Raw genomic sequence first — 21,234 nt, 5'->3', positions numbered from 1 at the left:
TTAGTAAAGTATATTTAATAGCGGAGGCTAATATGGTTAATAAAATAATTGTACCTTTTGATGATCAAGAAGGGGGTGTTTACGAATTAAACGTTGATCTTGATAGATTATCAAAAGGTGAGATGTTAAATGCGATTATAGGAATTGGTCGTACTAAGGAGCAATCCACCTTTGTAAGCAAAATTAATAAGGCTAAAAAGCCTGAAGAAATAGCACCTTTCCCTGGTAGAGAAGTTCGCGAAAACCAAATCAACTATGGGAAAGGATTTGACTATGTTTATGGCACAAAACCTGTAAGTGATCAAGAAGATAAAAATCCATTTGCTTCAGCTTTGAAAAAAATAAAGCCGAGTGAAGGTGAAAGTGAAACTTTGAGCTGGTTTAAAAGTGAAGTGGTAGAGGCAAAGAATGTAAATGAATTGCACAAAGTTATAGACAAAGTACTAGCATCTGGAGGAAGGCTAAATGCATGTAATGATGGGGAATGGAGCTTTGCTGAGTATGTAATATTGGGTACACATTTTCATAAATTTGATAAGGCTGATCGTAAAAAGCTAATACGTAAACTAATGCTAAACGGTGCAGAGTTTCATGATACTTTATTGGAGAATAAATTGATAGGTGAAATCTATAATGAGCTACAACCAGAAGTTCAGCCACAGATAGATGAGAGACTAGAAGAACTAGAGAAAGCTGGAGAAAGTGCTGTGCAAGAAGGAGAATTAATAGATATTGAGATAGATAATACAACATCGTATATAGAATTTTCTGGGGATAGCAAGGTAGAGGTAGCCAAAATACTGAGAGAATTAGGAAGTAATATTTTAAAAATTGGCAATGATGCAGTTGAGGTTAAAAGTGAGAAGGGAGGTATAAGAAACTATATCGATATGTCAGATGAAAGCTCTATTATATTAGAATTTCCTACAAGCATTGGTAAGCTAAATATTATATTGTACCACGATGTAAAAAAATATGATCAAGTACAAGTCAGAGTAGAAAACAAGGAAATGTGGTCTAAATTACAAGAAAGAGGAGAAGAAATAGGAAAAAATTGTCTTTTTGGAGGAGTGAAACTTCAAGAAGCAGTAGAGAAAGGTAATTTCACTAGATGTGGCATATGGAATGAAAAGTATGCTATAAAAGAGGTTAGCAATAATGAAGTATTGTCTCCGTGGGTAAATAGAATACGTGCAGGTAGTAAAGAAACCTTTAGAGAACTTTAATGTGTCTATAGCCAACTGTAAGGTTCCAGAGGTTTTTTCTTACCGTTATATCTGAGCTATAGTAGAAAATATTATATATGGTTCTTTGTATGGAAAAAAGTCTAGACTATGAAGTAGGGCAAAAAGTGAAAAGTTGGAGGTTAGAGAGAGGGTATACTCAGAAGGATTTAGCGGAGAAGGTTGGTGTAAAGTACTGGGCAATACTGCAATATGAAAAAGGGAGTCGTAAAATTCCAATTAAGAAATTATATGCTATAGCAGAAGCGTTATCAGTAAATGTTAAAGGTCTAGTTTGTGGAGAGATGCTACCAAATGAAAAAAGATATTTTGAAGATGAAGAAATATTAAATTTAGTAAAGGGGTATAAGGATAAAGAATTAAGCGAGGTATTTTATTTATTAATCAAATTTATTCGTTTGAGTGAGGAAAGAAGCAGAAAAGCGGTAAAAATGGAAGTAGCAAGGGGTTTGATGAAAGTAGGAGTTTCTGCTCATGTTATCTCTCGAACAACTAACTTATCTATTGGTGAGTATGAGGAGAACAAAATTCCCATTCCATACAAAGTAGGGCAAAGGATAAAAGAGTGGAGATTGATACGAGGATATACACAAAAAGATTTAGCGAATAAAGTTGGCATAACAAATCAAGGAATATACGAATATGAACAAGGGAGAGCTGCTGTCTCACTTGAAATGTTAGATGAAATAGCAAAGGTATTATCAATCAGTATCATAGATCTACTTCCCGAATCAGATGAGGATAGTGAAGCGGAAGAAAAGCTATCAAAGTTGATAGAAGAATACAAAAAGATTGAGAGTCGGGAATTACGCGATATGCTAATCAAGTCTTTATTTGAAGGTATACATGTTTATAGAGAAAAGGTCAGAGAGGAAAAGAAGATTGAAGTTGCAAGGAATTTAGTGAAAGAAGGAATTTCTGTTGATATTATCTTGCAAACGACAGGCTTATCAAATTATATGATTGAGAAATTTTTGTGATTTCATAAAAACTTAGCCAATAGTGGATTTTTTTGTGATAGAATATATGTTTGCTTCTGTAGGAAAAACAGCTTTTAGAGGATTTATCTATGATAATTCAGAGCATATTGGCTCAGTAAGCTACGAGCTGGGGAAAAAAATAGAAGGTTGTAGGATAGTACAAGGGTATACTCAGGCAAAATTAGCAAGCAAAATTGGTTTAACACATAAGGAAATACATAACTTTGAACTAGGGTGCAAGGCTATTACAATCAAAGAATCGTATATAATAGCAGGAGCATTGTCAGTTAATGTTATAGATCTACTTCCAGGACCAACAGTACTAAGAGAAAACAGTTGGTATGAAGATGAGGATAAAGAAATAGTCTATCTAACAAAAATACATAGAGAAATTAAGGATCAGGAATTACGCAAGAAGCTGTATCCATTAGTAAGGTTTGTATATATTAGCGAGAAAATTAGCCAAGAAGAAGCGAAAATAGAAGTAGCAAAGAATCTAGTGAAAGAAGGAGTTTCAGTTGATATTATTTCCCAAGTGACTCGCTTATCTACTTACGAATATGATGATATAGAGAAAGAAATTTGTACTGATTCTATACTCTACAAAGTGGGGAAAAGGATAAAAGAGCAGAGATTAATACGGGAATACACTCAGGAGGACTTGGCAAATAAAATCGGTTCAACACCTAAAGAAATACACGACTATGAACGAGGATATACAGACATTCCAATTGAAATATTATATAAGATAGCAAAGACATTATCAGTTAACATTAAAGCTCTTGGACTAACAGAATATGAAAATGAGCCAGTTTTTGGGTTTATAGGTAAATGCGAAAAAATTGAGGATCAAGAATTACTGGATACGGTAGCTAGATCTTTATCTGAAGGAATGCAAACTGGTAAAGAAAAGGTTAAAAAAGCAGAGAAAATCAAGATTGCAAAAGATCTAGTTAAGGAAGGTGTTGCTATTGATATTATTGTGCGAGCAAGTGGCCTAACTGCTGATGAGTTGGGTGAGTGTGAAAATTGAATGTGTTTAAGATATAAGTAAAGTTAGTTAATGATTTAACCAGCAGAATTTGCTAACCAACTTTTTTGGCTCAGTTGAATTTTGCTTGGTATAAATTAAGATATGAAATCGCAAAGTTTATCTATTAATTTCTGGTTGTCCTCTATCATTGCATTTGCCTCTTGCTGAAGAGATTTGATATTTTTGAGTGTAATATTGTCCATCTCAGTCGATGCTACTTTCAATTGCGATTGTATTCTTATATATTTATCGTCTATTACTTGTTCTAGTTGATAATCAACGCAATCCAATCCAGAGGCAAACATCACATTCAGTAGTGGCTTGATCCACCCTATTTTGCCAAATTTCCTTGAGTTAGCATACTTTATACTTCTATCTGTTCCACCAGTGCCTATTGATAGAAGTATAATCTCATCATTTGGAAATAACCTCTTACCACTTGCATATGCACAAGCCGCTGGATTATTTGCAAACACTCCACCATCTATCAATACTCTCTCTGTTTGGCTAATTTTCAGACGTTTTGGTGTGAAGTACGTTGGAGCAGCTGTTGTAGCTCTGAGTGCATCTTTCAACTTAATGTTTTTTTCTTTCCAACTTTTGAAGAAAAATTCACAACTATTGTGAATGTCATAACTGGTGAGTAGTAGATTACTCGCAACATCGGCCATAGTACTTTCACCAAAGTATTTGTTGAGAATAAATTCCATATTTCTATATGAGTACTGAGAACCACTCAGCCAAGAAGCAATTGATTTTCTCCAAAATGATGATTGAAAGATATATGCTCCATACTCTTGATAAAGTTCAACCAAATCATTGGCAGAGTATTGAAGTTTATTGCTTTTACAAAGTCCAGCAACAATAATCCCACCGGTTGAGGTTCCTGCCATTAAATCAAAAATCTGGGAAATTGGCTTTTTTGTCCTAGATTCAATTTCTGCTAGAATAATGGCAGGTATTATCCCTCTAATGCCACCTCCATCAACGGATAAAATGTATTTTACCACTGTGAAATTTATTTGTGTTTTTGCTCAAGCTCATTAACTTCTTCAATGAGGTTTTTTACCCGCTCCTCAAGGCGATAAACTGTTTCCATTAGTTCGTGATTTCGTTCTATAAATTGATCATGAATTTGTACTTTTAAATCAAGCTTAGCGAGCCACCAAATTGTTGCTATGGTCTGTATTACTATCGTTACTATTACTGTGATTGGGATTTTTTGCTTTTTCATGTGAAGATATTAACTTGTTATGGATAGTTTTAGAAGTTTATATACAGATTATAGAAAACTTACAGCTTTAGTGATTTCTTTCTATTGATTTGTATCGATCCTCTGCTTCTGCAAGTAGCTTAATGATTTCATCATAAGGTTTGTCCTTATTATGCCGTGATCTTAATACAGCAATTTTCCTTGGTGTTTTTCCATCTGTATCTCTAATGGTAGGGTCTGAACCTTTGTCTAATAAAAATCTAATTATCTCCAATTTGCCTTCATATGTAGCTGCATGTAAAGGTGTCCATCTTTCATATTTCGTAGCATTTATATCAACTCCTTTTTCTACTAGGAATTTTACAACCTCTGCACATCCCTCTTCTGCAGCATAATGTAGTGCTGTTAATTTAGGGATCTGCACATTAATATCTAATAGATTTTCTACTAAGAATTTTACAGTCTCTAAGTTACAATTTTGAGAAGCAATGCGTAATATCGTTTTATAATTATCTGCAGCCTTTGCCTTCATGTAGGAATAGGTAGCAATAATACATACTATTACTGTTATAAGCCACCAAAAATGCAGCTTGTTTTTTGTATCTTGACCCAATTTATCCATATTCAACATCTTTTTAATATTAAATAGATCATTTACTCATTTTTTATTAACATTACTTACTCAAAGATGCTGACAACATAGTAAGGTAACCTGAGCTATTTAAAGTATGCTCCGCTCTATTAACTATCCATTCACCATCTACCGCTTGGTTAAAGTCTATAAGATTAAGTTTAGCTTCTGCAAAAATTTGAGGATTACCAGGCATAGTTATATCTAAAGCTTCATTGTTACGCTTCAATTGTTTCAACTTGGCATTTGCTGCACTCAGCGCTGACTCTGCATTAGAGTAAAGTTCCAGCATAATATAACTTGGCTCGCTACTACCAACTGTTTCTTTAATAGTTTCGCCCTTTTCATAGCTATGCCACTTTGCCACTACTGAATTATACTTATCACGTACGGTAAAATGTACTTTCCAGTTAATTGTATCTTGAGGTCTAATAGTCGTTGTTCCTAAAGCTTTTCCTGTGGCTGATTTTGCCATATTCTTTGAAATAAACAATATATACCCACCAGCTAATTTTGCCATTGCTTCACGCTCTGTTGCGATCTTTGTTAACAGACTTATATCACTTTCATCTGCCTGATTAATATGGGGTATCAATACACTCTTAAATTCCTTAGCGACTTTGTATCCATATCCATGTTTTTGGGCTATTTCTTTTACTAAGTTTTCTATGGTAATTTGGCGCCATTCTTTTGATACTTTTGCCTTCAAAGATATTCTTAAATTTGTTGCATGAGCTTTGATTAGTAGAGTCTTAGGTGGACCCTGTATAGTCACTTCGTTGACTGTATATATACCCATTGGAAAGATTCCAAATTCCTTATAACCTAGTGCTATGTTCAATTCATTCGGAATATCTATGTCTTCATCCCTGTAATTAACACACACTTCAACTACATCATCTATTATTCCTGATTCATCTGTAAGGTGCAATGATATAACTCTATCTTTAATTGATTCACATTTATCTATTATAAAATCTGGCTGCATTTATTCCCAGACCTTTAATTTTGACTTTTGTACTATTTTCTTAATAGTAGGAAGCTTTATCTTTAATCCTGCAGGCAAAAAGCTTCCGTATTCTGCCAAACCTAAGTTCTCTGCTAGTACTAATTCCACTACTCCATCAGTAAATCCGTAATGTTTCCAGCAAATCAGATCTAACATCTCATTTTCTTTACTCACATAGTATACAGTCATCTATAGCTTTTTAAACTCAAACTAAATTCAACTTTTCTTGGTAGTCCATTAGGTAAAAAATACATCTGCTTTTCTTCTAACCTAGTAATTACGAATTGTCCTAAAATATTACCTAAACTATCTACTAAAATATGTGGTTTTTCAGCTTCTTTCACACTCTTTAATTGATTTAGCCCGTTGAGATTATGCAGATAAATCATTCCTTCTAAATCTATATTTTCTACACCTTGACCGATATTTTGTAATAGTGGCATATTTTCAATACACTCAATCGTGCTCCAACGATTTTCTTTGCTATACTTTAAACTTGTGGGAGCAAACTTATACGGACCAAGAGATAGCATCAATAAAATGTCTCTACCGTATCAAATAAAACATCACGTGACTTTTCTCTTATCCTTTTTATTACTTCATCTGCAAGACTACGAACATCTTGGTTAGGTTCTGCTTTAATGCTGATAGTGTAATTATTAGTGATGTTCTGAGTTTTATTTTGTTCTTTATTTTCAAACTTACTCCTTGCAAATATCTTATCGCTCTCTGTCTCCTCAATAAGGCTTTTGACTCTGAAGCTATTTTTATTTCTCTTTGAAAATTCTTTAATTATACTGTTACCTAGCACAGGATTTCCACTGTTGAGAATATTACTCTTTATGGGAGTATGGACTGCTTTTATTTCAGTTTTTCTTTTTTCAAATTCTTTCAGTGGGCTATTTTCCAATACTTTTCCAAATACACTTTCCCCTATCCATGAAAAAGCTTTTCCTATAGGTTCAATGAGTGATTTCCACAAGCTAGAGAAAAAGTCTTTCACCTTTTGCCAGTTAGCTATAACAAGAGCTGCACCAGTAACAAGTCCAGCAACTAAAAGTCCTATAGGGTTAACGAGTGTTATTGCTCTTAGTCCTGTTACTACTGCAGGAAAAACTGTAGCTGATAAAAATGAAAATACTCCAAGTAGGTTTGCTTTCAGACTAAAAATCGTACTTCCTAGCAATGTAAATCCGTATCCTAGTCCTACTGCTACAATTTTTAAACTTATCAAGGATGCTACAGTACCCATGATCGCCGTGGTTAAAGTTGGATATTTTTCTGCAAACTCTGCTATATATCTAGTTTTTTCTTGTAAAAATTCAGCTATAGATTTTAAAGTAGGCAACATCACTGAGCCCAGGTTCATACCAACTTCAGCTATTGCATTTCGAAGAAGTCGTAATTTATTAGCTGTAGTGTCTGCACGATTTTTGAATTCTTCTTGTAGAGAGCTCTTGTACTTTTCTGTATTAGCCAATAACTTTATTGCATCCTCATACTTATTAAAACTTCCAGCTAATAATGCAATATCATCTTGATATTCCTGACCGAAAAGTTTCATAAGGATTGTAGAACGTTCCTGGTTATCCATTTTCTTTAGAGTTTGAAAAAAATAGAGTAATGCTTCTTCGCCGTTTTCGCTTATTCTTTGTACTATTTCTTCTGCAGTTATTCCCATTTGCTCTAATGCTGCTTTAAAATCCCCTCCTTGTTCTTCAGCAGTCTGAAGTTTACTAAGTAGAGCATTTATAGCAGTTGCAGCTTTTTCAGGTGTTTTACCTAAGCTAATGAAAGCATTTGCTAAACTACTTGTTTTCTCGATATCCAAACCAAACTGCTTTGCAGTACCACCAACTATTGCTAGAGTTTCAACCATATCTCTTGCTTTAGCAGCAGTGTTATCTGATAAGTGGTTGATCACATTACCAACATGTTCCATTTTACTAACATCAATGCCATAAACGTTAGAGAGTTTAGCTATAGAATCACCTGCTTGCTCTGCAGACATATCAAATGCTGTAGACATTTTTGCCACTGTTTCTGTAAACATAAAAAGATCTTCTTTCTTGATACCAAGTTGACCACCACTTGCAGCTATTTGTGCCAGTTCTGCGGCTGATAATGGTATAGTGCGTGACATCTCTTTTAACTTCTTTGCAAATTTAGTTGCTTCATCCGTTCCTTTTTTAAAATCTACCACTTTTGTAACATCAGCCATAGCACTTTCAAAGTCAATCGCAACTTTAACTGGAGCTGCAAGCGTTAGCCCTAGCCCAATAGTCTCTATAATTTGTGACTTAAAATGTGCTTTGCTTGCTAAAAAACTTTGGTGACTACGTATTGCAGACCCAAGCTTACCATACTTACCTTTTAGCACTTCAATAGAAGAACCAAGTTTATATTGATCACTTACTAATGACTTAATATTTCTTCCACTTTTCCTTACTTCTTCATTAAATGAATGCAAAGCATCTCTCTTTTTCAAATATGCTTCTTTTGCTTTTGTTGCAGAAAACTTAGCTTTATCAAATTCAGCTTTTAAAGTTTTGCTCGGTTTCTCTATTGCTTTCATTTGTTTAGCTAAAGATTTTACTTGATCTTCAAAGCCCTTCCACGACCTCCTGCTAGTCAAAACATCACTACCCAACTGCTTAAATTTTGATACTGATTTTAAAGATGAGTCAAGCTTTCTTATGTTCTCACCAAGATGAGTAAGTTGACTACTACTGCCCTTTATTACAGTATTAAAACTGCCATCAAGTACTGCACCTATTTTTATCGATAATACTGACATTTGAACTCCCTAGCTAATTTGCTCCATAAAATAAATTCACTAATCTCCATATCAAGTATTTGTTCAACTCCGCCTCCTACAACAGAGCTGAACATTAATACTTCTGACCTCAAGTTCTTTGAATAACTGGTGAAAAAAAATCCTTGAGCACCTCTTGTACTTTAACATAATCAGCAATATCTAACTCCTCAATTGATTCTTTTGCCACTGATGTTAAGTTCGCTGTCAGAGTGACTTCTTTACTTAAATCACTACCATTTAGACGATCTATGGCAAGATAATCCCTAACTTTTGGACGTCTAACGGTAAGTTCTGAGACAGAAATTCCATCAACTGTAATTGGGTTGTTTAGTGTTATAGTTTTCATAAAATTCTCCTAAAAAATAAAATATTTTTACACTTTTAAAGTTATTTTAATATGCTTCTCCTTAAAAAATAAAATTTCAAATAAGTTTTCATATTCCTAAAACCGTTTGCAGCAAGGCCATTTGATCAACGCCATTTATCTTTCTTATCATATTTTCAGCATCGATCTCTATCAGCTCATTGCCACCTATGGTAAGTTTATAGTAATGAGCAGCTACAGTACACTTCAGCGTTGCTTTTTCAGCAGGTTTCCAGTTACCAAAATCAAATTCTTTAAAAATGCCTCTTAAATTGATTATTACTGCTTCAATATCATTACTTCCACTACCTTGCATTCCACCACGGAGCATCAAAGCTACTGAATTTCCATTTATCAACCCAAATAGCCGAAAGAGCTCTGTATCGTATTCAGCAAAAGTGAAATCTGCTTCAAGCTTTTCCATGCCCATATCAATATTTACTGGAATATCCATACCACCAGCTCTGTATTCTTCAGTTTTTATGGTAAGCTTCGGCAAGGTTATTTCATCAATTTTCCCTGCATAACCACGACCATCAACAAATACGTTAAAATTTCTCAGTATTTTCGGTAACACTTTACTTGCTCCTAACTTATTATACTATTATTTACAAGATGAGACCTGAATATTATTTGCTCAGCCGGATATGGTGGTGTAAATTCGAAATCAAAATATACTTTCCCGCTTGCAATATTTGCCGGTGTATTGAGCTCTGGTGTTGTATAACATTTTCCGCTAATAATTGCTCCTTGTGCTTTTAAACTTGCAAGATAAGAATTCACCCCCTCAATTACATCATCTATATAAGTTTTGGTGATATTTCGATCAACTGCCCAGAGATGAGCTCGAAGTAAACTATCATTAATTAAATCTGCAGTCCTTCTCACTGACAAAAAAGCCCATTTTGAGTCATTTGAACATGTTCTATTTCCCCAAAGCCTATAGCCATTTTGATGAATTATCGTTGTTACTTCATTTTCATTTAAGTGGTTTGCTCTGCAATTTGTATTACCGAGAGTAAAATCAATAGGCCTGCTTGTTCCAACAATACCGTTTATTTCTTTATTTGAAGGTGAGTGCCAGAAGCCTTGCTCGCTGTCTATCTTAGCTATTAAACCAGCTACAAATGGACTCGATGGCAAGATTTCTTCTTTTCCTTCAATAAATAACTTAATCCATGGGTCAACCACGTAAACTCTTGAGCTGCCTACACTTTTTCTCCATTTTATTGCTTCTTCATCATTAGTATTTGGTCCATCTGCTACTATTATGCTTCTCAGCTTTTCTGCTATAGGAATTAATGCTGCAACCACTGGATTTTTGCCATCTTCTGGTAGTTGGTGAGTAAACTGAGGTGCAATTAATATTCTTGGCGCAACATGAACTATGCTTTCACTGCTGAGAAATGCCTCAATTCCCTGATATTCTCCGGTTTCCTCATCAACACCGCCAATTATATTCTTCAGCGTCTCTTCTTCTTTTAATTTTGGATCACTTTCTTCAACTCGAATAACTACTACTGTTGCACCAATTTGGGAAAATACTCCATTTACTGCTGAAAAAAGAGTCCCCTTTTTGCCAAGTTTTACCGCTTCTTTTAAGCTTCCTGCTATCAGTACTGGCTTATTCAGTGGAAATTTTTGCCCATCTGCTTCAGGTGCAGTACCAATTACACCTATCACTGATGATTTAGCTGTGCGTACTACCTTGGCCCCTGAGGTTACCTCAATAACATTTACACCATGTAAAAATTGCTCTGTCATTTTTTTTTGCATTCTTTGTTTAAAATCATTGAGCAAAGCCTGTAGCTCTACTTCACTTTTAGCTTCTTCAATTTTCCTCTTCGCCATGTCTTCCAACTCCTCGCATTTCACTATCGCTTTTACTGCTTTTTTCACTTTTTCCTCGATTATCCTTGCCATTTCGATAACTGTAATACCACGGACTTTTGCTAAAGGTTCTATAATTTCTTTATCCTTTTCATCTATAGATTCTGGTGCTGCTAGAATGCTTTTTGCGGCTTTCGCTTGTATCGCATACGACTTAGACTTCTGGTGAGAATGTCCTGTGTATTGGTTAGTATAGTTATCATAATAAGCACGAAGATTAGAAAGTGCAGAAAATTTCGCATTTTGCAATAACTCCAATTCAATATCTTCTTGATTCCGCTGAGCAATTTCTCCTCCTTCTGTTAAACAATAGCTTTTTTGCCAATCAAAATCTTTTGGCGCTTCATACCAATTTTTACCTTTTGGCTTGCTTTCAAGTATTGTTGTTTCTACTTGTTTATCATTTTCAAATCTAATGTAGATAGACATTGTTTGTTACCTCCAAATCTCATGCGTGTTAGATAATCCTGGACATTGCCAAGCCCTTAGCGTTCTCTCTACATCTATCTCAAGCCCTGTAGTTAAAAAATTGCTCCGAAAGTTATAAATACTCCACCTCATAAACCAACTGTAATGGTGATAATCAGATGTGTAAAAATATGGCGATGCGTAAAATAAAATTGCTACTGTCTTATTTGCTGGCACAGTAATATTATTTGAACTACTAAATACTGCAGAATTAGTTGAGTAGTTGTAAATATTTGTCCAAGTTATTCCTGAGATTGCCGATTTATTAGTATTAACGTGACTAGGTGTTCCTACGAATAACCCTGCTCCTTCATATCCTGAACTCCAACGTGATGAACCACTAAAATGAAGCGTTCGTGTTTTATCGCTGTTTGTAGTGTTTTTTACAAATATTACTCCAAGTAGTGCATATGGGTAACTGTATTGATCTGAGCTGTGACTACGACGTAAAAATGCTTTTCTGTACAGAAATTTACCGTTACTTCCTTGTAAGAAGTACAACTGTGGTGGATGATAAAAACTAGAATACGTACAATCATAAGTATTACTACCTGCAAGGAGCTGCAGCATATAGTCGGTTTTTGCTGTATCTTTATACCACTGCCCTAATTCTGTTTTGAAATAGCCATTATCATCAGACCAACCATAGTCATTATATCGATTAAGAATGCCAAACAGAAAAGGTAATGATTCAGGTTCAACCATATTGCGCTTTCTTATCTCTTTTATAATTGATGACCCATTTGGCACATCATTAATCGAGTTAAATTTAGTTGTAAGGATTTTTAATTGGTCTTCTCTAGTTTTTATTTCTTTCATAACTGATGAACCAGTTGGTATATCGCTTATGGCTTTAAGGCTATTTAATGTGTTTCTTATGCTATTTAGATCTCCGGCATTATTGATGGTGGCAACATGTGAATCTTTTCTGCTATCAAGTAGTGATAAATTTGTAATTCCTTTTTCATCTATTTTCTTTAATGACTTTCCTTCTAATTCAGAGATTGCTGCTAATGCATTGTTTTTACTACTATCTAATTTATTTAAATGACTTGTGCTACTGTCAAGAAGTTCTTTTAATTTTATGTCAGTCATCTGTACAATATCAAGTACTGTACTTTGCCCAGCAATAGACTCTAGAGATTTTGCGAGATATGCGAGTTGATCAGGGGTAGCATTTACAGATAGATCTTTCAGTCTCTGATGCAATGCATAAACTACTTCTTTGGCGATAGTCATCTGTTATTACTCCAAAAATTCAAAAAATTCTCAAAATTCAGTCGTTCAAATGCTTTTTGAAGATCGTTGTGTTTACTTTCCCTCTCACTCATATCTTCATCTATTTTTTCTACCGCTTTGCGAATACGTACCACATCTTGCACAGCAATATTCTCTGGATGTGGTAAAGGATATCCGCGCCTCGTTTCATTATTTGGCATTTTTTTACGTTATAACAATCCGCAAGTTTTTTACCTTTGGCCGATAGACAACCGTTCCACTTAAAACTAATTTTATCCTTGTCTCATTGCCATTAAAGTTTGTCAGCACATGAGTTCTCTCTACCCAATTTTCTCCAATTGGTTTTCCTGATGTTAAATTTACTAATTGCCAATCCACATTTTTTTGCACATATGCTTTAACATCTGCAGTGCCAGGTATCAGCGCATCATATGTTATGGTAATCTTAGTGTTAGCTCCTGCTGTAATGCTTCTTGTAACATAATCTCCGAACTCTGAAAGATTACCCAGAACTAACTGTAACCCAGGATAAAGAACTGGACTTTTTTCTCGCCCTCCTTTTAGGCTTGCTTTTACCGTTAATTCCCCATTTATTCTTTCACGCAGTGCGAGCGGCAAATTATCAGACAAAAAATTTTCTTTTCCTTCTTCATCTGTTAAAATAAATTCTACATTGGTATCAAATGCTACTTTTTCGACGTTCGTCAAAACAATTAAATCTGATACGTTATTTGCAGTAACCTTGCCAAGATCAATAATGTGAGAAACTTCGCTAAATTTTGCAGCCAAAAGCCGAAACGTTAAATCTAAGTTCTGATGTGGAGTCCAAGTACTTGCGTTGCTAGATGAGAGTAATACTCCTACTTGATATGGCTGACTCGTTACCCAACGGCTATTTACTGCATCATATTTGCCAAGTTCTGCTATTTTTACTGCAGTACCCTGATCATCAGTAAGCAGTACTATTGCATACTCTCGTCCTGCATGGCAAAACACTGGTGACCAAGTAATACGTGTTGCTGTGCCATCCACCTTTATATCTCTTGGCTCAATATAACTTTCAGCAATGACAGTCTGCGAGGGCATTCCCACTGCTGTTTCTCTAATCTGCACAACAACACGTTTTTTGCCTTTATTTACAAACCATAGTTCCACGCCTCCTATGTGCCTACTTTCATTTAGAGTAAATGTTTGCGCTAAAGGATCAACTCTTCTTGCCGCGATAACTCTTCTTCTTTCCTCTATGGTAATTGTTTTTTTACCAGTATAAGTTGCTTCTCCATAACTGCCTTTATCACCGAAGAACTGCACTAACTTAGTTCCAGCAGGAATGTTTCTTGGTACAGTAAATCTTCCTTTTATTTTTCCTCTGTTATCAGCAATAAATGTTGCGATCATGTTTTTCTTTCAAATATTTTCTATGCTTGAGGTTGAATAAAAATTCCATCAAACTTTAATTCCTTAAGCTTTTCACCAGTTGCAAAACCCTCAATCTCAAAATTTTGAGTTGCTTCTCGCATAAATTCAGTTTCGTATGAGGTACTTGACAGCAGCTCTGTTGTTTCTTTAACATTAAATACTCTGGTTACTGGACTTTTCCAATTTGTTTTTACCTCCGTCCAGTGATCAATATTTTTATTTAAAGTAATTTGTGCTGGTACTGGATCAAAGGCTTGATACGGATTAATTTTTTCTCCTGTAGTCTGTAAAAGCTGCTCCAGTACCGGTTCAAGTTCATACGGCAACAAATAAGTTTTTTCTCCTCCATCAATATCAGCAATCGTTACATCTATTGGTAAAATTAATTCCTTGTTTACTATCGCTGCAGACTGCGAAATTCCTTGATCACGCATATCATCATCGAAGAACGAATCAACAAATACTCCTTTTTTCGTTGTAGGTTCTCTTGAATTTGCATCACTGCGTAAACGTTCCTCTGCAACCAGCGCATAAAGATCATTTATTCCTTTTTTCATTGCTTCAAGCTCATTCATCGGTACAGCATGAATAGCATTATTCACTATTTTTACCCCTTCGCCTTTCTTCCACGTCTGATGAATGTAGCAGAGCAAAAGTTGTCCAGAGGGCGCTTTAGGCATCGATGGTCGCCAAGAATGGGAAATTCCTTTTATTCTCCTTACCACCCCTTTGCTATCGATAGTAATTAAATCAAAGCGGGGCATTTTCCAGGTATAATCAATCAAAACCAAGCTGTTATCAACTGCTCCTTTTACTTTACACCCCTGCTCACTTATATCTTCAGGACTTACATGAGTGCGACAGCGGTAAGTTATTTGATAACTACTTCCAGGAGCTGGTTCTTTGCCGGGTAATGACCAATCAATATTTCCTGCGTTTAGTTTATAATCTACACTATTTTCATAAATAACATTACCTTGTTTAATTTGAATAATTTCAAGTACTGCAGAGTCAGGTATTGGATCAACAGCTCCTGAATATGAACCATGAGTAATGGTAATGGTTTTTTGAACAGTTATATCTACTTTTTTAATTTCACTTATTGGAAAATCATTAACCTTCAGTTCCATTACTCTTTGGCTATTTGGCTGAAAAGTATGTGGTTCTGATTCAACTGATTTTATATCTGGATCTTCATCAAAAGAAATGCGAATACTGTGAGGTAACTCAATCTCATAGCCATCAACATGAGCTTTTCCCTCATTAATTACAAATATTTTTTTTCCTCCTTCCCCCTCTTCCTTTTGCAGGAACATTACTTCAAGGCCATTTACAACGTAGGAACCATTTGCCTCTTTGTCATAACGAGCAAGAGCAGTAGTTACTATATTTGCTTGTGGTGGCGGTGAATGTTCTATCAATACTCCATTTTCAATATTGTAAATTGGGTAAAATTCGCCATTTGTAGAGTTAACAGTAACACTTTCTACTTGGTATCCCCAAATGGTGGAAACTTTAAGCCTTGCAGCTCCTACTTCCTGATAGTTTCTTGTACCAATAGCAGGATCACGAAGATTTTCGTCCTCAAGTTCTGTAATGGTAGATTCTACGTAATAAACACCTATACGCACTGTGGTACTCAGTGGAATAACAAACTCTTTTGCCTCTACTTTTCTCACCGCTCCACGAAGATAGATTTTTCCTGACTCAAGTGTAACTTTACCAGTTTCTCTATCTATAATACAATTGCTTCCTGTTATAACATCGCCATCACGAAATATTGCATCGCCTATGCCTTTAAGCTTAGAGAGAGCATATTCTTGCGTCTCGTTTAATTCTGCTGACTGTAGACCTCTTCCTGCTAGAAACAAGCTTTTTTCGTATTCTTTGTCAGGATTAAAGCGGTTATAATAGCTATTTAAGGTCATCTTTTTTCTCTTTTTCTAAAATGTCACTACAAACGAAAAAGTTTCCCTGGTTGCTGAAGTCCTAATGAGCGGTACTGTATGTTCTAAAACTAATAAGATCCCTGGGTCTTCTATATCTTGTGGTTCAAAATACCTTTGTCCAGGAGGCAATTTTTCTTTTACCCTTGTACCAACCATAACTCCTAGTTCCCTTATCACTTGATTTGCTGCATCCGTGAAATCGAAAGTAAATTTAAGGTACAAATTATTGGTTGGTACATTTGAGGACCTAAACCTCCCTGTTGGAGTCAAAAGCTCTCCATTCTCATCACCTGTGCAAAAGAGAACCTCATCTGCAGTACGTCTGCCAAGTTCATTCAAGAGCTTTATAGAATTTATAGGTTCAGGTGGTGTGCTTTGAGTATATTCTACAGTAACTGCACTATTTGCCGTGATAGAGCTATTTTCCGTAAGTTTTATTACACCAGTACTGCTATCAACTGTATAGTCTATACTTGGCTGATAAATTATTTGTCCTGTAAAAACCCTTACATCTTTAATAGTGTGGTGATCTAGAGCTATTTCACCCTCAACAAAAACTTTTTCGACCTGATGGCTACTTTCCCAATTTGAGTCACCACTGCCCCAGGCAAGATGTAGAGACTGCTCTTTTATACTTGCTGCTATTGCTGCTCTTCCTGACTGTGTGAGAATTGACATTTTTAATTAAGTCTCCTATATTATATATGTACGATGACTTCAAAATTCGTCCGCAAAAATCAAAATATTTTTTTATATCAGAAAAATTTTTTAGGAGAATAGCTCAGCTCCACAGCTAAACTTTCCAACACCACGAGCAAATGGTCCGCTAGGAATGTCAAGCCATTTATCTTCTTTTGAACCAGTAGCCATTCCCTTAACCAGCTTCCGTGCTTGTAACAGCTCTTGAACTATACGCTCCATTCTATCTCTTCCTATACTGTGAAACTCCTCAGGTAGTCTATGCCGCTGTTTATACACTCCTGTACTTCCTGTATGGGTAAATGGATGTCCAGAAATTGCTGCTCGTGTAATTGCAGTTATAAGATGCTGCTTTGAATCTTTTTCGTTCATATTTTTTATTCTTAATCTTTCAGTTATGTCCTCTAACAATCCTGTTTCTTCATTTCTTAAATAAGTGCGTAAAGTGCGATCAGCCAAACCGTTTGCTTTAACAATTGCTCCATAAAATAATGCGTTCTGTCTTACAGATTCTCCTATTGATTTAAAAATTGTCAGTTTAGCTGTATCTTCCACAGACCAAAAAGCGTATGAACACCTAACACCATTAACAAGAGCAGATGTACCTCTAATGGCATCACGTGCTTGCTCAACAGTCGATATAGGTTTTTCACTTTTTGGCTTTCTCATATGATGGGCAGTAATTATTGATGCTCCAGTGCTACCTGCTAAATCAGATAATAAAGACATCAAATAATCGCCTACGGCTGGGTCAGTATTTAAATCAGCATGCACGAATGATGCAAGTGGATCAAATACGATTAATTTTAAGTCTTTTATTTTATTAAGTTGTTTTGTTATCGATTCAAATTCAGGAGAAGTCTCTATAACTTTACCTGAAACACTCTTTATGATTGTAAGTGATCCACTAACATTTGGTAATGGTACAATAAAGAGCCTATCTTTATATTTTAATCTTTCGCATTGCGAATCAAGACGCTCTAAACGACGATGTATTTCACTCATATCATCTTCTGCTGAGAAAATTACCACAGATCCATGTTCAGTAACTAAAGGACCAAAACCACATGGCTGATCTTTTCTACTCGCAACTTTCAGTGCTAAATCAAGCAGAAGCATACCTTTACCAGTATCTCCCATTGCAGCTAGAATAGATGTCACTCCTAAAGGAAATAACCCTTCAACAAGAAACTTTTGCTCTGGTACTGGACCTATAAAACGTTCCACACTCCATTCTTGAATATTAAGAAATTGCTTAACGATGATTTTTTTCGAGTTATTTTCAATGAATTCAGGAATATTCATCTTTTCTTCTATACCATCAGCTGAATCCCATCCTTTTGGTTTATTCTCCGGTATTTCAAGAAGAGTAAGTGATAAAACACCAAGAAAAGTAAGCTTTTTCACAACTTTCTCAGCATATTGTTTACCTGGCTCATCATTGTCTGGCCAAATAATAACATGCTTACCCTTAAGTGGTGACCAGTCTGTTTTTTCTATTGGTGCATTTGCTCCTAACATTGCAGTTGTGGCAGTCATACCTTGCTCTATCAGAGCATCTGCACACTTTTCACCTTCAACTAAAATCACCTTATCAGATTTCATGATACCTGGAATATTATATAAAGGCCTGGTCTCTGGTAGAGTAAAACTAGACCTTTTTACATCAAAAGGAAGATATCTTTTTCCTGAATCAGTGTTATAACGATAAACTGTAACAATCACTTGATCACTTTCATCGTAATAGTTCCATGATGCCGTTGGTTGCCCCAGAGTGTTATTTTTTTCCGAATAACCAATCCACTTAGCAATATCTTCTATCGTATCAGTAAATTGATTTTTTCCAGTAACAGCAGCCCAAAGATCAAAAATATCTCCTCCTTCTTCGGTAGAAAAATCATGCCATAATCCGGCTTTACTGCCAGTTAACTCCACTATCATACTTTGTCCTTTATTGCCTTGTAGATCACCTACATAGAACTTATCACCACGAAAAGTTCCTCTTGGCAGTAAATAAGAAAGACATGACCTTATATTTGATAGGAGTTGAGTTCTTAACTGTTCTTTCTTCCCTAATAATTTATAATGTCCATTTCTTTGTGAACAATAAATATCCATACCTACCTGAAGAATTTTTATGTTCTAGCTATAACGTTAGCAGATTTCCAACATCCATTAATCTTATTGATGAATTTTGTTGGTATAGATCTACCGTTTCTAAGTTCATATACTACTTGTAAGATATTTGTACGTTTATTGGGTTGAAATATTACTATTCCAGATGTATAAAAACTTCTTAAAGCGTTAGCACCAACGAGAGCTTGAAATGGATTCTTTTCCAATATAGAGGTAGGTACTTTTTTGGTGTGATTTGTGATGATTATTCCAGCCATAGGATTAATCTTGGAACGTAGTTTTTCTATTGCATGCTGCAGACCATAGTTAACGGAATTATAAGGAGAATCAATCACAACTAAATCAAACTTTTCCTCTACCATATTTTTTATTTTTTCTATACCTTCTTCATTTAAGGTCAAATTCATCTTGTTCGTCACAATTAAGTTTTCTGTTGCTAAATGAGGAAGTTTGTTGAGTTGTTGTATACGTTCTCTAATGTAATCATATTCCATTTCGTTTTGTAGATAGAATATTTTTAGCGGTCTTGTAGGCTTCATGCCAAGAAATGATCTTCCTGCTGCCAGATGTACTAATAGAGAAAGAAGAAAATGACTTTTGCCAATCTTTGGAGTACCACCTATGACCAAAAGACCACCTGGTGTCAAAATTCTTGGGCCTATTATATCTTGTGGCATTGGTGATTTGTCATTTAAGTAATGGTTTACAGAAAATGCTTTTCCTTCGTTTTGTTTTTCTTGTAATATGGAACTTCTTTCATCTTTACCGTTCAACCATGTTTCAGCAGAATCTATATTACCTTTAACTAAAGTCCAAAGGTCTATTATATTTCCTTTCTTTTCTTCGATCAGGTTGTACCAATTTCCTGCATTTTCTCCTTCCATTTCAACTATTATCTTATTTCCATTTCTACTGCCAATATAGAATTTATCTTGGTAAGATTTGCCTTCAGGTAACAAATAAGATAAACAATCTTTGATGTTATTAATTAATAATGATTTTATTTTCAAAGCATTTTTAGATGAAAAATCCATAAAATTCTCCTTGTTTATTCCAAATTTGTTCAACATATTTTTTAGACGTTTAAAGTCAAGATTAGCCAGCTCACAAACAGTTTCAAAAGATCGTGAGCGAATCCATTGACAAGCCTCTTTTTTAAGTTTAGGGTTTTTTCCTGCTGCATCCTGAATAGCTCTAGTAATAACAGCAGCCCACAACTTTCCTTCGTCATACTTCAAAATGGCAACCAATCATCTTGAAAACTTTTTTGTAATTCTGGAGTAATAACTGTAGTAATCCTATTTCTATCTCCGTATGTATTATTAGTTTCAACGCCTACTTTTACTGTAAACTCTAAATCGTTGAAATCAGCTATAGAGTTTATTCTTCTAGCGGTAACTGCTTTCTCTGAAGTGTCATTTGCATGAATATTTCTGGATGATTCCAAAATACTACGCAGCATAGAACGTCCAGATTCTCCCCAGATGTCTTCTTCACCTTCTGCTTTGCCATTTTTGATACCTATAATCTGAAAAATCTTGCGTTTTGCATATGGGCCTTCAGTGACGGTAAATTCTACATTTAAATAGATACTGCCAGTAGTGTAGTTTTTAGTGAACCAATTTTCATAACCTCCAGGCTTTATTGCCATTTTTACCTTGACTATTGTACCTTTTGGTATTAAACTGCTTTGCAGTTTCGCGTTATTAAAATCAGTTAAAAAATCTTGTAGCATACGCTCTCCTATAAGTTGACTTTAAAGTGAAAATTAGCTATTCCATTAGCTGCCAATGACCATTTATCTTATCGACAAGTTTATTTTGCACGCGTTCACCATTACGAAGCTCAAATACTATCTGGCGTACACTACTTTCTTCATCATGAGCAAACATCACCATACCAGTACTGTAAAATCCACGTAAAGATCCAGCACCACTTAGGCCTTGGAATGGATCTTCTTCGAGCATCTTTTTTGATAATTTTTTTGTATGATGAGTAAGAGGTTGTCCGGAAACAAGTAAATTCAAGCATATTCCCTCTTTAACATAACCCTACTCATAGCTAGGTATATGAAATTCTCAGTGGATGTTGTGAGTAAATCATACTCCTTCGATAGCCTTCTATTCCTATTAACCCAAGCAA

21 protein-coding genes and 3 pseudogenes are annotated in these 21,234 nt (G+C 35.2%); 3 read left to right on the top strand and 21 right to left on the bottom strand.

The features are described 5' to 3' along the window. Window positions 1-32: 32 nt before the first annotated feature. The 3 genes from OZD64_RS03205 (at window position 33) to wmk (OZD64_RS03195) (ending at window position 3,257) form a co-directional block, all read left to right on the top strand. Window positions 33-1,226, top strand: a complete 1,194-nt coding sequence (locus OZD64_RS03205; RefSeq protein WP_264376472.1) for a hypothetical protein — start codon at window positions 33-35, stop codon at window positions 1,224-1,226. An 89-nt stretch (window positions 1,227-1,315) separates the two neighbouring features. Further along, on the top strand, window positions 1,316-2,224 hold the full coding sequence (wmk, locus tag OZD64_RS03200) for a WO male-killing family protein Wmk (RefSeq protein ID WP_274999279.1): 909 nt from the start codon (window positions 1,316-1,318) through the stop codon (window positions 2,222-2,224). A 46-nt stretch (window positions 2,225-2,270) separates the two neighbouring features. Then, the gene (wmk, locus tag OZD64_RS03195) at window positions 2,271-3,257 is read left to right on the top strand and encodes a WO male-killing family protein Wmk (RefSeq protein ID WP_006013990.1); all 987 of its coding nucleotides are present in this window, start codon (window positions 2,271-2,273) and stop codon (window positions 3,255-3,257) included. A gap of 95 nt (window positions 3,258-3,352) precedes the next feature. Here the strand turns inward: wmk (OZD64_RS03195) and OZD64_RS03190 are convergent, their stop codons facing one another. The 21 genes and pseudogenes from OZD64_RS03190 to OZD64_RS03090 form a co-directional block, all read right to left on the bottom strand. Further along, window positions 3,353-4,267 (bottom strand): patatin-like phospholipase family protein, encoded by a 915-nt coding sequence (locus OZD64_RS03190; protein ID WP_143688973.1) that lies wholly within the window; start codon window positions 4,265-4,267, stop codon window positions 3,353-3,355. Window positions 4,268-4,275: 8 nt separating this feature from the next. Further along, window positions 4,276-4,491: a hypothetical protein gene (locus OZD64_RS03185; protein WP_006015629.1), complete on the bottom strand. Its 216-nt coding sequence runs from the start codon at window positions 4,489-4,491 to the stop codon at window positions 4,276-4,278. A gap of 67 nt (window positions 4,492-4,558) precedes the next feature. After that, window positions 4,559-5,092, bottom strand: a complete 534-nt coding sequence (locus tag OZD64_RS03180; RefSeq protein ID WP_006015625.1) for an ankyrin repeat domain-containing protein — start codon at window positions 5,090-5,092, stop codon at window positions 4,559-4,561. A gap of 52 nt (window positions 5,093-5,144) precedes the next feature. Further along, window positions 5,145-6,089 carry a contractile injection system protein, VgrG/Pvc8 family gene (locus OZD64_RS03175; RefSeq protein ID WP_006015622.1) on the bottom strand — a complete coding sequence of 315 codons (945 nt, stop codon included), beginning with the start codon at window positions 6,087-6,089 and terminating at the stop codon, window positions 5,145-5,147. Beyond that, window positions 6,090-6,299 (bottom strand): tail protein X, encoded by a 210-nt coding sequence (locus OZD64_RS03170; protein ID WP_006015620.1) that lies wholly within the window; start codon window positions 6,297-6,299, stop codon window positions 6,090-6,092. Then, on the bottom strand, window positions 6,296-6,643 hold the full coding sequence (locus tag OZD64_RS03165; protein WP_039950887.1) for a phage tail protein: 348 nt from the start codon (window positions 6,641-6,643) through the stop codon (window positions 6,296-6,298). The genes OZD64_RS03170 and OZD64_RS03165 overlap by 4 nt, the downstream gene beginning before the upstream one ends. Beyond that, window positions 6,643-8,907, bottom strand: coding sequence for a phage tail tape measure protein (locus OZD64_RS03160; RefSeq protein WP_108783959.1), 2,265 nt, complete (start codon window positions 8,905-8,907; stop codon window positions 6,643-6,645). Before OZD64_RS03160 ends, OZD64_RS03165 begins: the two co-directional genes overlap by 1 nt. Before the next feature lie 109 nt (window positions 8,908-9,016). Then, the gene (locus tag OZD64_RS03155) at window positions 9,017-9,274 is read right to left on the bottom strand and encodes a phage tail assembly protein (protein ID WP_264375233.1); all 258 of its coding nucleotides are present in this window, start codon (window positions 9,272-9,274) and stop codon (window positions 9,017-9,019) included. Between the two features lie 88 nt (window positions 9,275-9,362). Beyond that, the gene (locus tag OZD64_RS03150; RefSeq protein ID WP_108783961.1) at window positions 9,363-9,869 is read right to left on the bottom strand and encodes a phage major tail tube protein; all 507 of its coding nucleotides are present in this window, start codon (window positions 9,867-9,869) and stop codon (window positions 9,363-9,365) included. A gap of 11 nt (window positions 9,870-9,880) precedes the next feature. Next, window positions 9,881-11,056: a phage tail sheath subtilisin-like domain-containing protein gene (locus OZD64_RS03145; protein ID WP_264376938.1), complete on the bottom strand. Its 1,176-nt coding sequence runs from the start codon at window positions 11,054-11,056 to the stop codon at window positions 9,881-9,883. Window positions 11,057-11,059: 3 nt separating this feature from the next. Next, a pseudogene (locus OZD64_RS03140) lies at window positions 11,060-11,611 on the bottom strand (hypothetical protein); the annotation flags it as partial. A 6-nt stretch (window positions 11,612-11,617) separates the two neighbouring features. Beyond that, entirely contained in the window at window positions 11,618-12,889 is a 1,272-nt protein-coding gene (locus OZD64_RS03135; protein ID WP_264376936.1) for a hypothetical protein, read from the bottom strand. Next, window positions 12,886-13,089, bottom strand: coding sequence for a hypothetical protein (locus OZD64_RS03130; RefSeq protein WP_108784583.1), 204 nt, complete (start codon window positions 13,087-13,089; stop codon window positions 12,886-12,888). Before OZD64_RS03130 ends, OZD64_RS03135 begins: the two co-directional genes overlap by 4 nt. A gap of 4 nt (window positions 13,090-13,093) precedes the next feature. Beyond that, complete coding sequence (locus OZD64_RS03125; protein WP_264376935.1) at window positions 13,094-14,287, bottom strand: hypothetical protein; 1,194 nt, start codon at window positions 14,285-14,287, stop codon at window positions 13,094-13,096. A 20-nt stretch (window positions 14,288-14,307) separates the two neighbouring features. Next, entirely contained in the window at window positions 14,308-16,236 is a 1,929-nt protein-coding gene (locus OZD64_RS03120; protein WP_264375358.1) for a DUF4815 domain-containing protein, read from the bottom strand. A gap of 15 nt (window positions 16,237-16,251) precedes the next feature. Further along, the gene (locus tag OZD64_RS03115) at window positions 16,252-16,935 is read right to left on the bottom strand and encodes a hypothetical protein (protein ID WP_108784542.1); all 684 of its coding nucleotides are present in this window, start codon (window positions 16,933-16,935) and stop codon (window positions 16,252-16,254) included. A gap of 90 nt (window positions 16,936-17,025) precedes the next feature. After that, window positions 17,026-19,074 carry an AAA family ATPase gene (locus OZD64_RS03110; protein WP_226079819.1) on the bottom strand — a complete coding sequence of 683 codons (2,049 nt, stop codon included), beginning with the start codon at window positions 19,072-19,074 and terminating at the stop codon, window positions 17,026-17,028. Between the two features lie 17 nt (window positions 19,075-19,091). Beyond that, window positions 19,092-20,342, bottom strand: coding sequence for an AAA family ATPase (locus tag OZD64_RS03105; RefSeq protein WP_264375361.1), 1,251 nt, complete (start codon window positions 20,340-20,342; stop codon window positions 19,092-19,094). Continuing rightward, window positions 20,327-20,827, bottom strand: a complete 501-nt coding sequence (locus tag OZD64_RS03100) for a hypothetical protein (protein WP_264375362.1) — start codon at window positions 20,825-20,827, stop codon at window positions 20,327-20,329. The genes OZD64_RS03105 and OZD64_RS03100 overlap by 16 nt, the downstream gene beginning before the upstream one ends. A 37-nt stretch (window positions 20,828-20,864) precedes the next feature. Beyond that, window positions 20,865-21,104: pseudogene (locus OZD64_RS03095) on the bottom strand (AAA family ATPase); the annotation flags it as partial. An 11-nt stretch (window positions 21,105-21,115) separates the two neighbouring features. Further along, window positions 21,116-21,234: pseudogene (locus tag OZD64_RS03090) on the bottom strand (IS5-like element ISWpi1 family transposase); the annotation flags it as partial.

Source organism: Wolbachia endosymbiont of Drosophila tristis, assembly GCF_028981745.1.
Lineage (GTDB): Bacteria > Pseudomonadota > Alphaproteobacteria > Rickettsiales > Anaplasmataceae > Wolbachia > Wolbachia pipientis.
Note: the sequence above shows the minus strand (reverse complement) of the source record. Positions and strands in the feature narration are given on the sequence as shown.

What these genes read in the sequence shown, in the direction of transcription:
- OZD64_RS03205 (WP_264376472.1), top strand. Translation starts at nt 33, where the DNA reads ATGGTTAATAAAATAATTGTACCTTTTGATGATCAAGAAGGGGGTGTT.
- wmk (WP_274999279.1), top strand. Translation starts at nt 1,316, where the DNA reads ATGGAAAAAAGTCTAGACTATGAAGTAGGGCAAAAAGTGAAAAGTTGG.
- wmk (WP_006013990.1), top strand. Translation starts at nt 2,271, where the DNA reads ATGTTTGCTTCTGTAGGAAAAACAGCTTTTAGAGGATTTATCTATGAT.
- OZD64_RS03185 (WP_006015629.1), bottom strand. Translation starts at nt 4,491, where the DNA reads ATGAAAAAGCAAAAAATCCCAATCACAGTAATAGTAACGATAGTAATA.
- OZD64_RS03180 (WP_006015625.1), bottom strand. Translation starts at nt 5,092, where the DNA reads ATGGATAAATTGGGTCAAGATACAAAAAACAAGCTGCATTTTTGGTGG.
- OZD64_RS03175 (WP_006015622.1), bottom strand. Translation starts at nt 6,089, where the DNA reads ATGCAGCCAGATTTTATAATAGATAAATGTGAATCAATTAAAGATAGA.
- OZD64_RS03170 (WP_006015620.1), bottom strand. Translation starts at nt 6,299, where the DNA reads ATGACTGTATACTATGTGAGTAAAGAAAATGAGATGTTAGATCTGATT.
- OZD64_RS03165 (WP_039950887.1), bottom strand. Translation starts at nt 6,643, where the DNA reads ATGCTATCTCTTGGTCCGTATAAGTTTGCTCCCACAAGTTTAAAGTAT.
- OZD64_RS03160 (WP_108783959.1), bottom strand. Translation starts at nt 8,907, where the DNA reads ATGTCAGTATTATCGATAAAAATAGGTGCAGTACTTGATGGCAGTTTT.
- OZD64_RS03155 (WP_264375233.1), bottom strand. Translation starts at nt 9,274, where the DNA reads ATGAAAACTATAACACTAAACAACCCAATTACAGTTGATGGAATTTCT.
- OZD64_RS03145 (WP_264376938.1), bottom strand. Translation starts at nt 11,056, where the DNA reads ATGACAGAGCAATTTTTACATGGTGTAAATGTTATTGAGGTAACCTCA.
- OZD64_RS03135 (WP_264376936.1), bottom strand. Translation starts at nt 12,889, where the DNA reads ATGACTATCGCCAAAGAAGTAGTTTATGCATTGCATCAGAGACTGAAA.
- OZD64_RS03130 (WP_108784583.1), bottom strand. Translation starts at nt 13,089, where the DNA reads ATGCCAAATAATGAAACGAGGCGCGGATATCCTTTACCACATCCAGAG.
- OZD64_RS03125 (WP_264376935.1), bottom strand. Translation starts at nt 14,287, where the DNA reads ATGATCGCAACATTTATTGCTGATAACAGAGGAAAAATAAAAGGAAGA.
- OZD64_RS03120 (WP_264375358.1), bottom strand. Translation starts at nt 16,236, where the DNA reads ATGACCTTAAATAGCTATTATAACCGCTTTAATCCTGACAAAGAATAC.
- OZD64_RS03115 (WP_108784542.1), bottom strand. Translation starts at nt 16,935, where the DNA reads ATGTCAATTCTCACACAGTCAGGAAGAGCAGCAATAGCAGCAAGTATA.
- OZD64_RS03110 (WP_226079819.1), bottom strand. Translation starts at nt 19,074, where the DNA reads ATGGATATTTATTGTTCACAAAGAAATGGACATTATAAATTATTAGGG.
- OZD64_RS03100 (WP_264375362.1), bottom strand. Translation starts at nt 20,827, where the DNA reads ATGCTACAAGATTTTTTAACTGATTTTAATAACGCGAAACTGCAAAGC.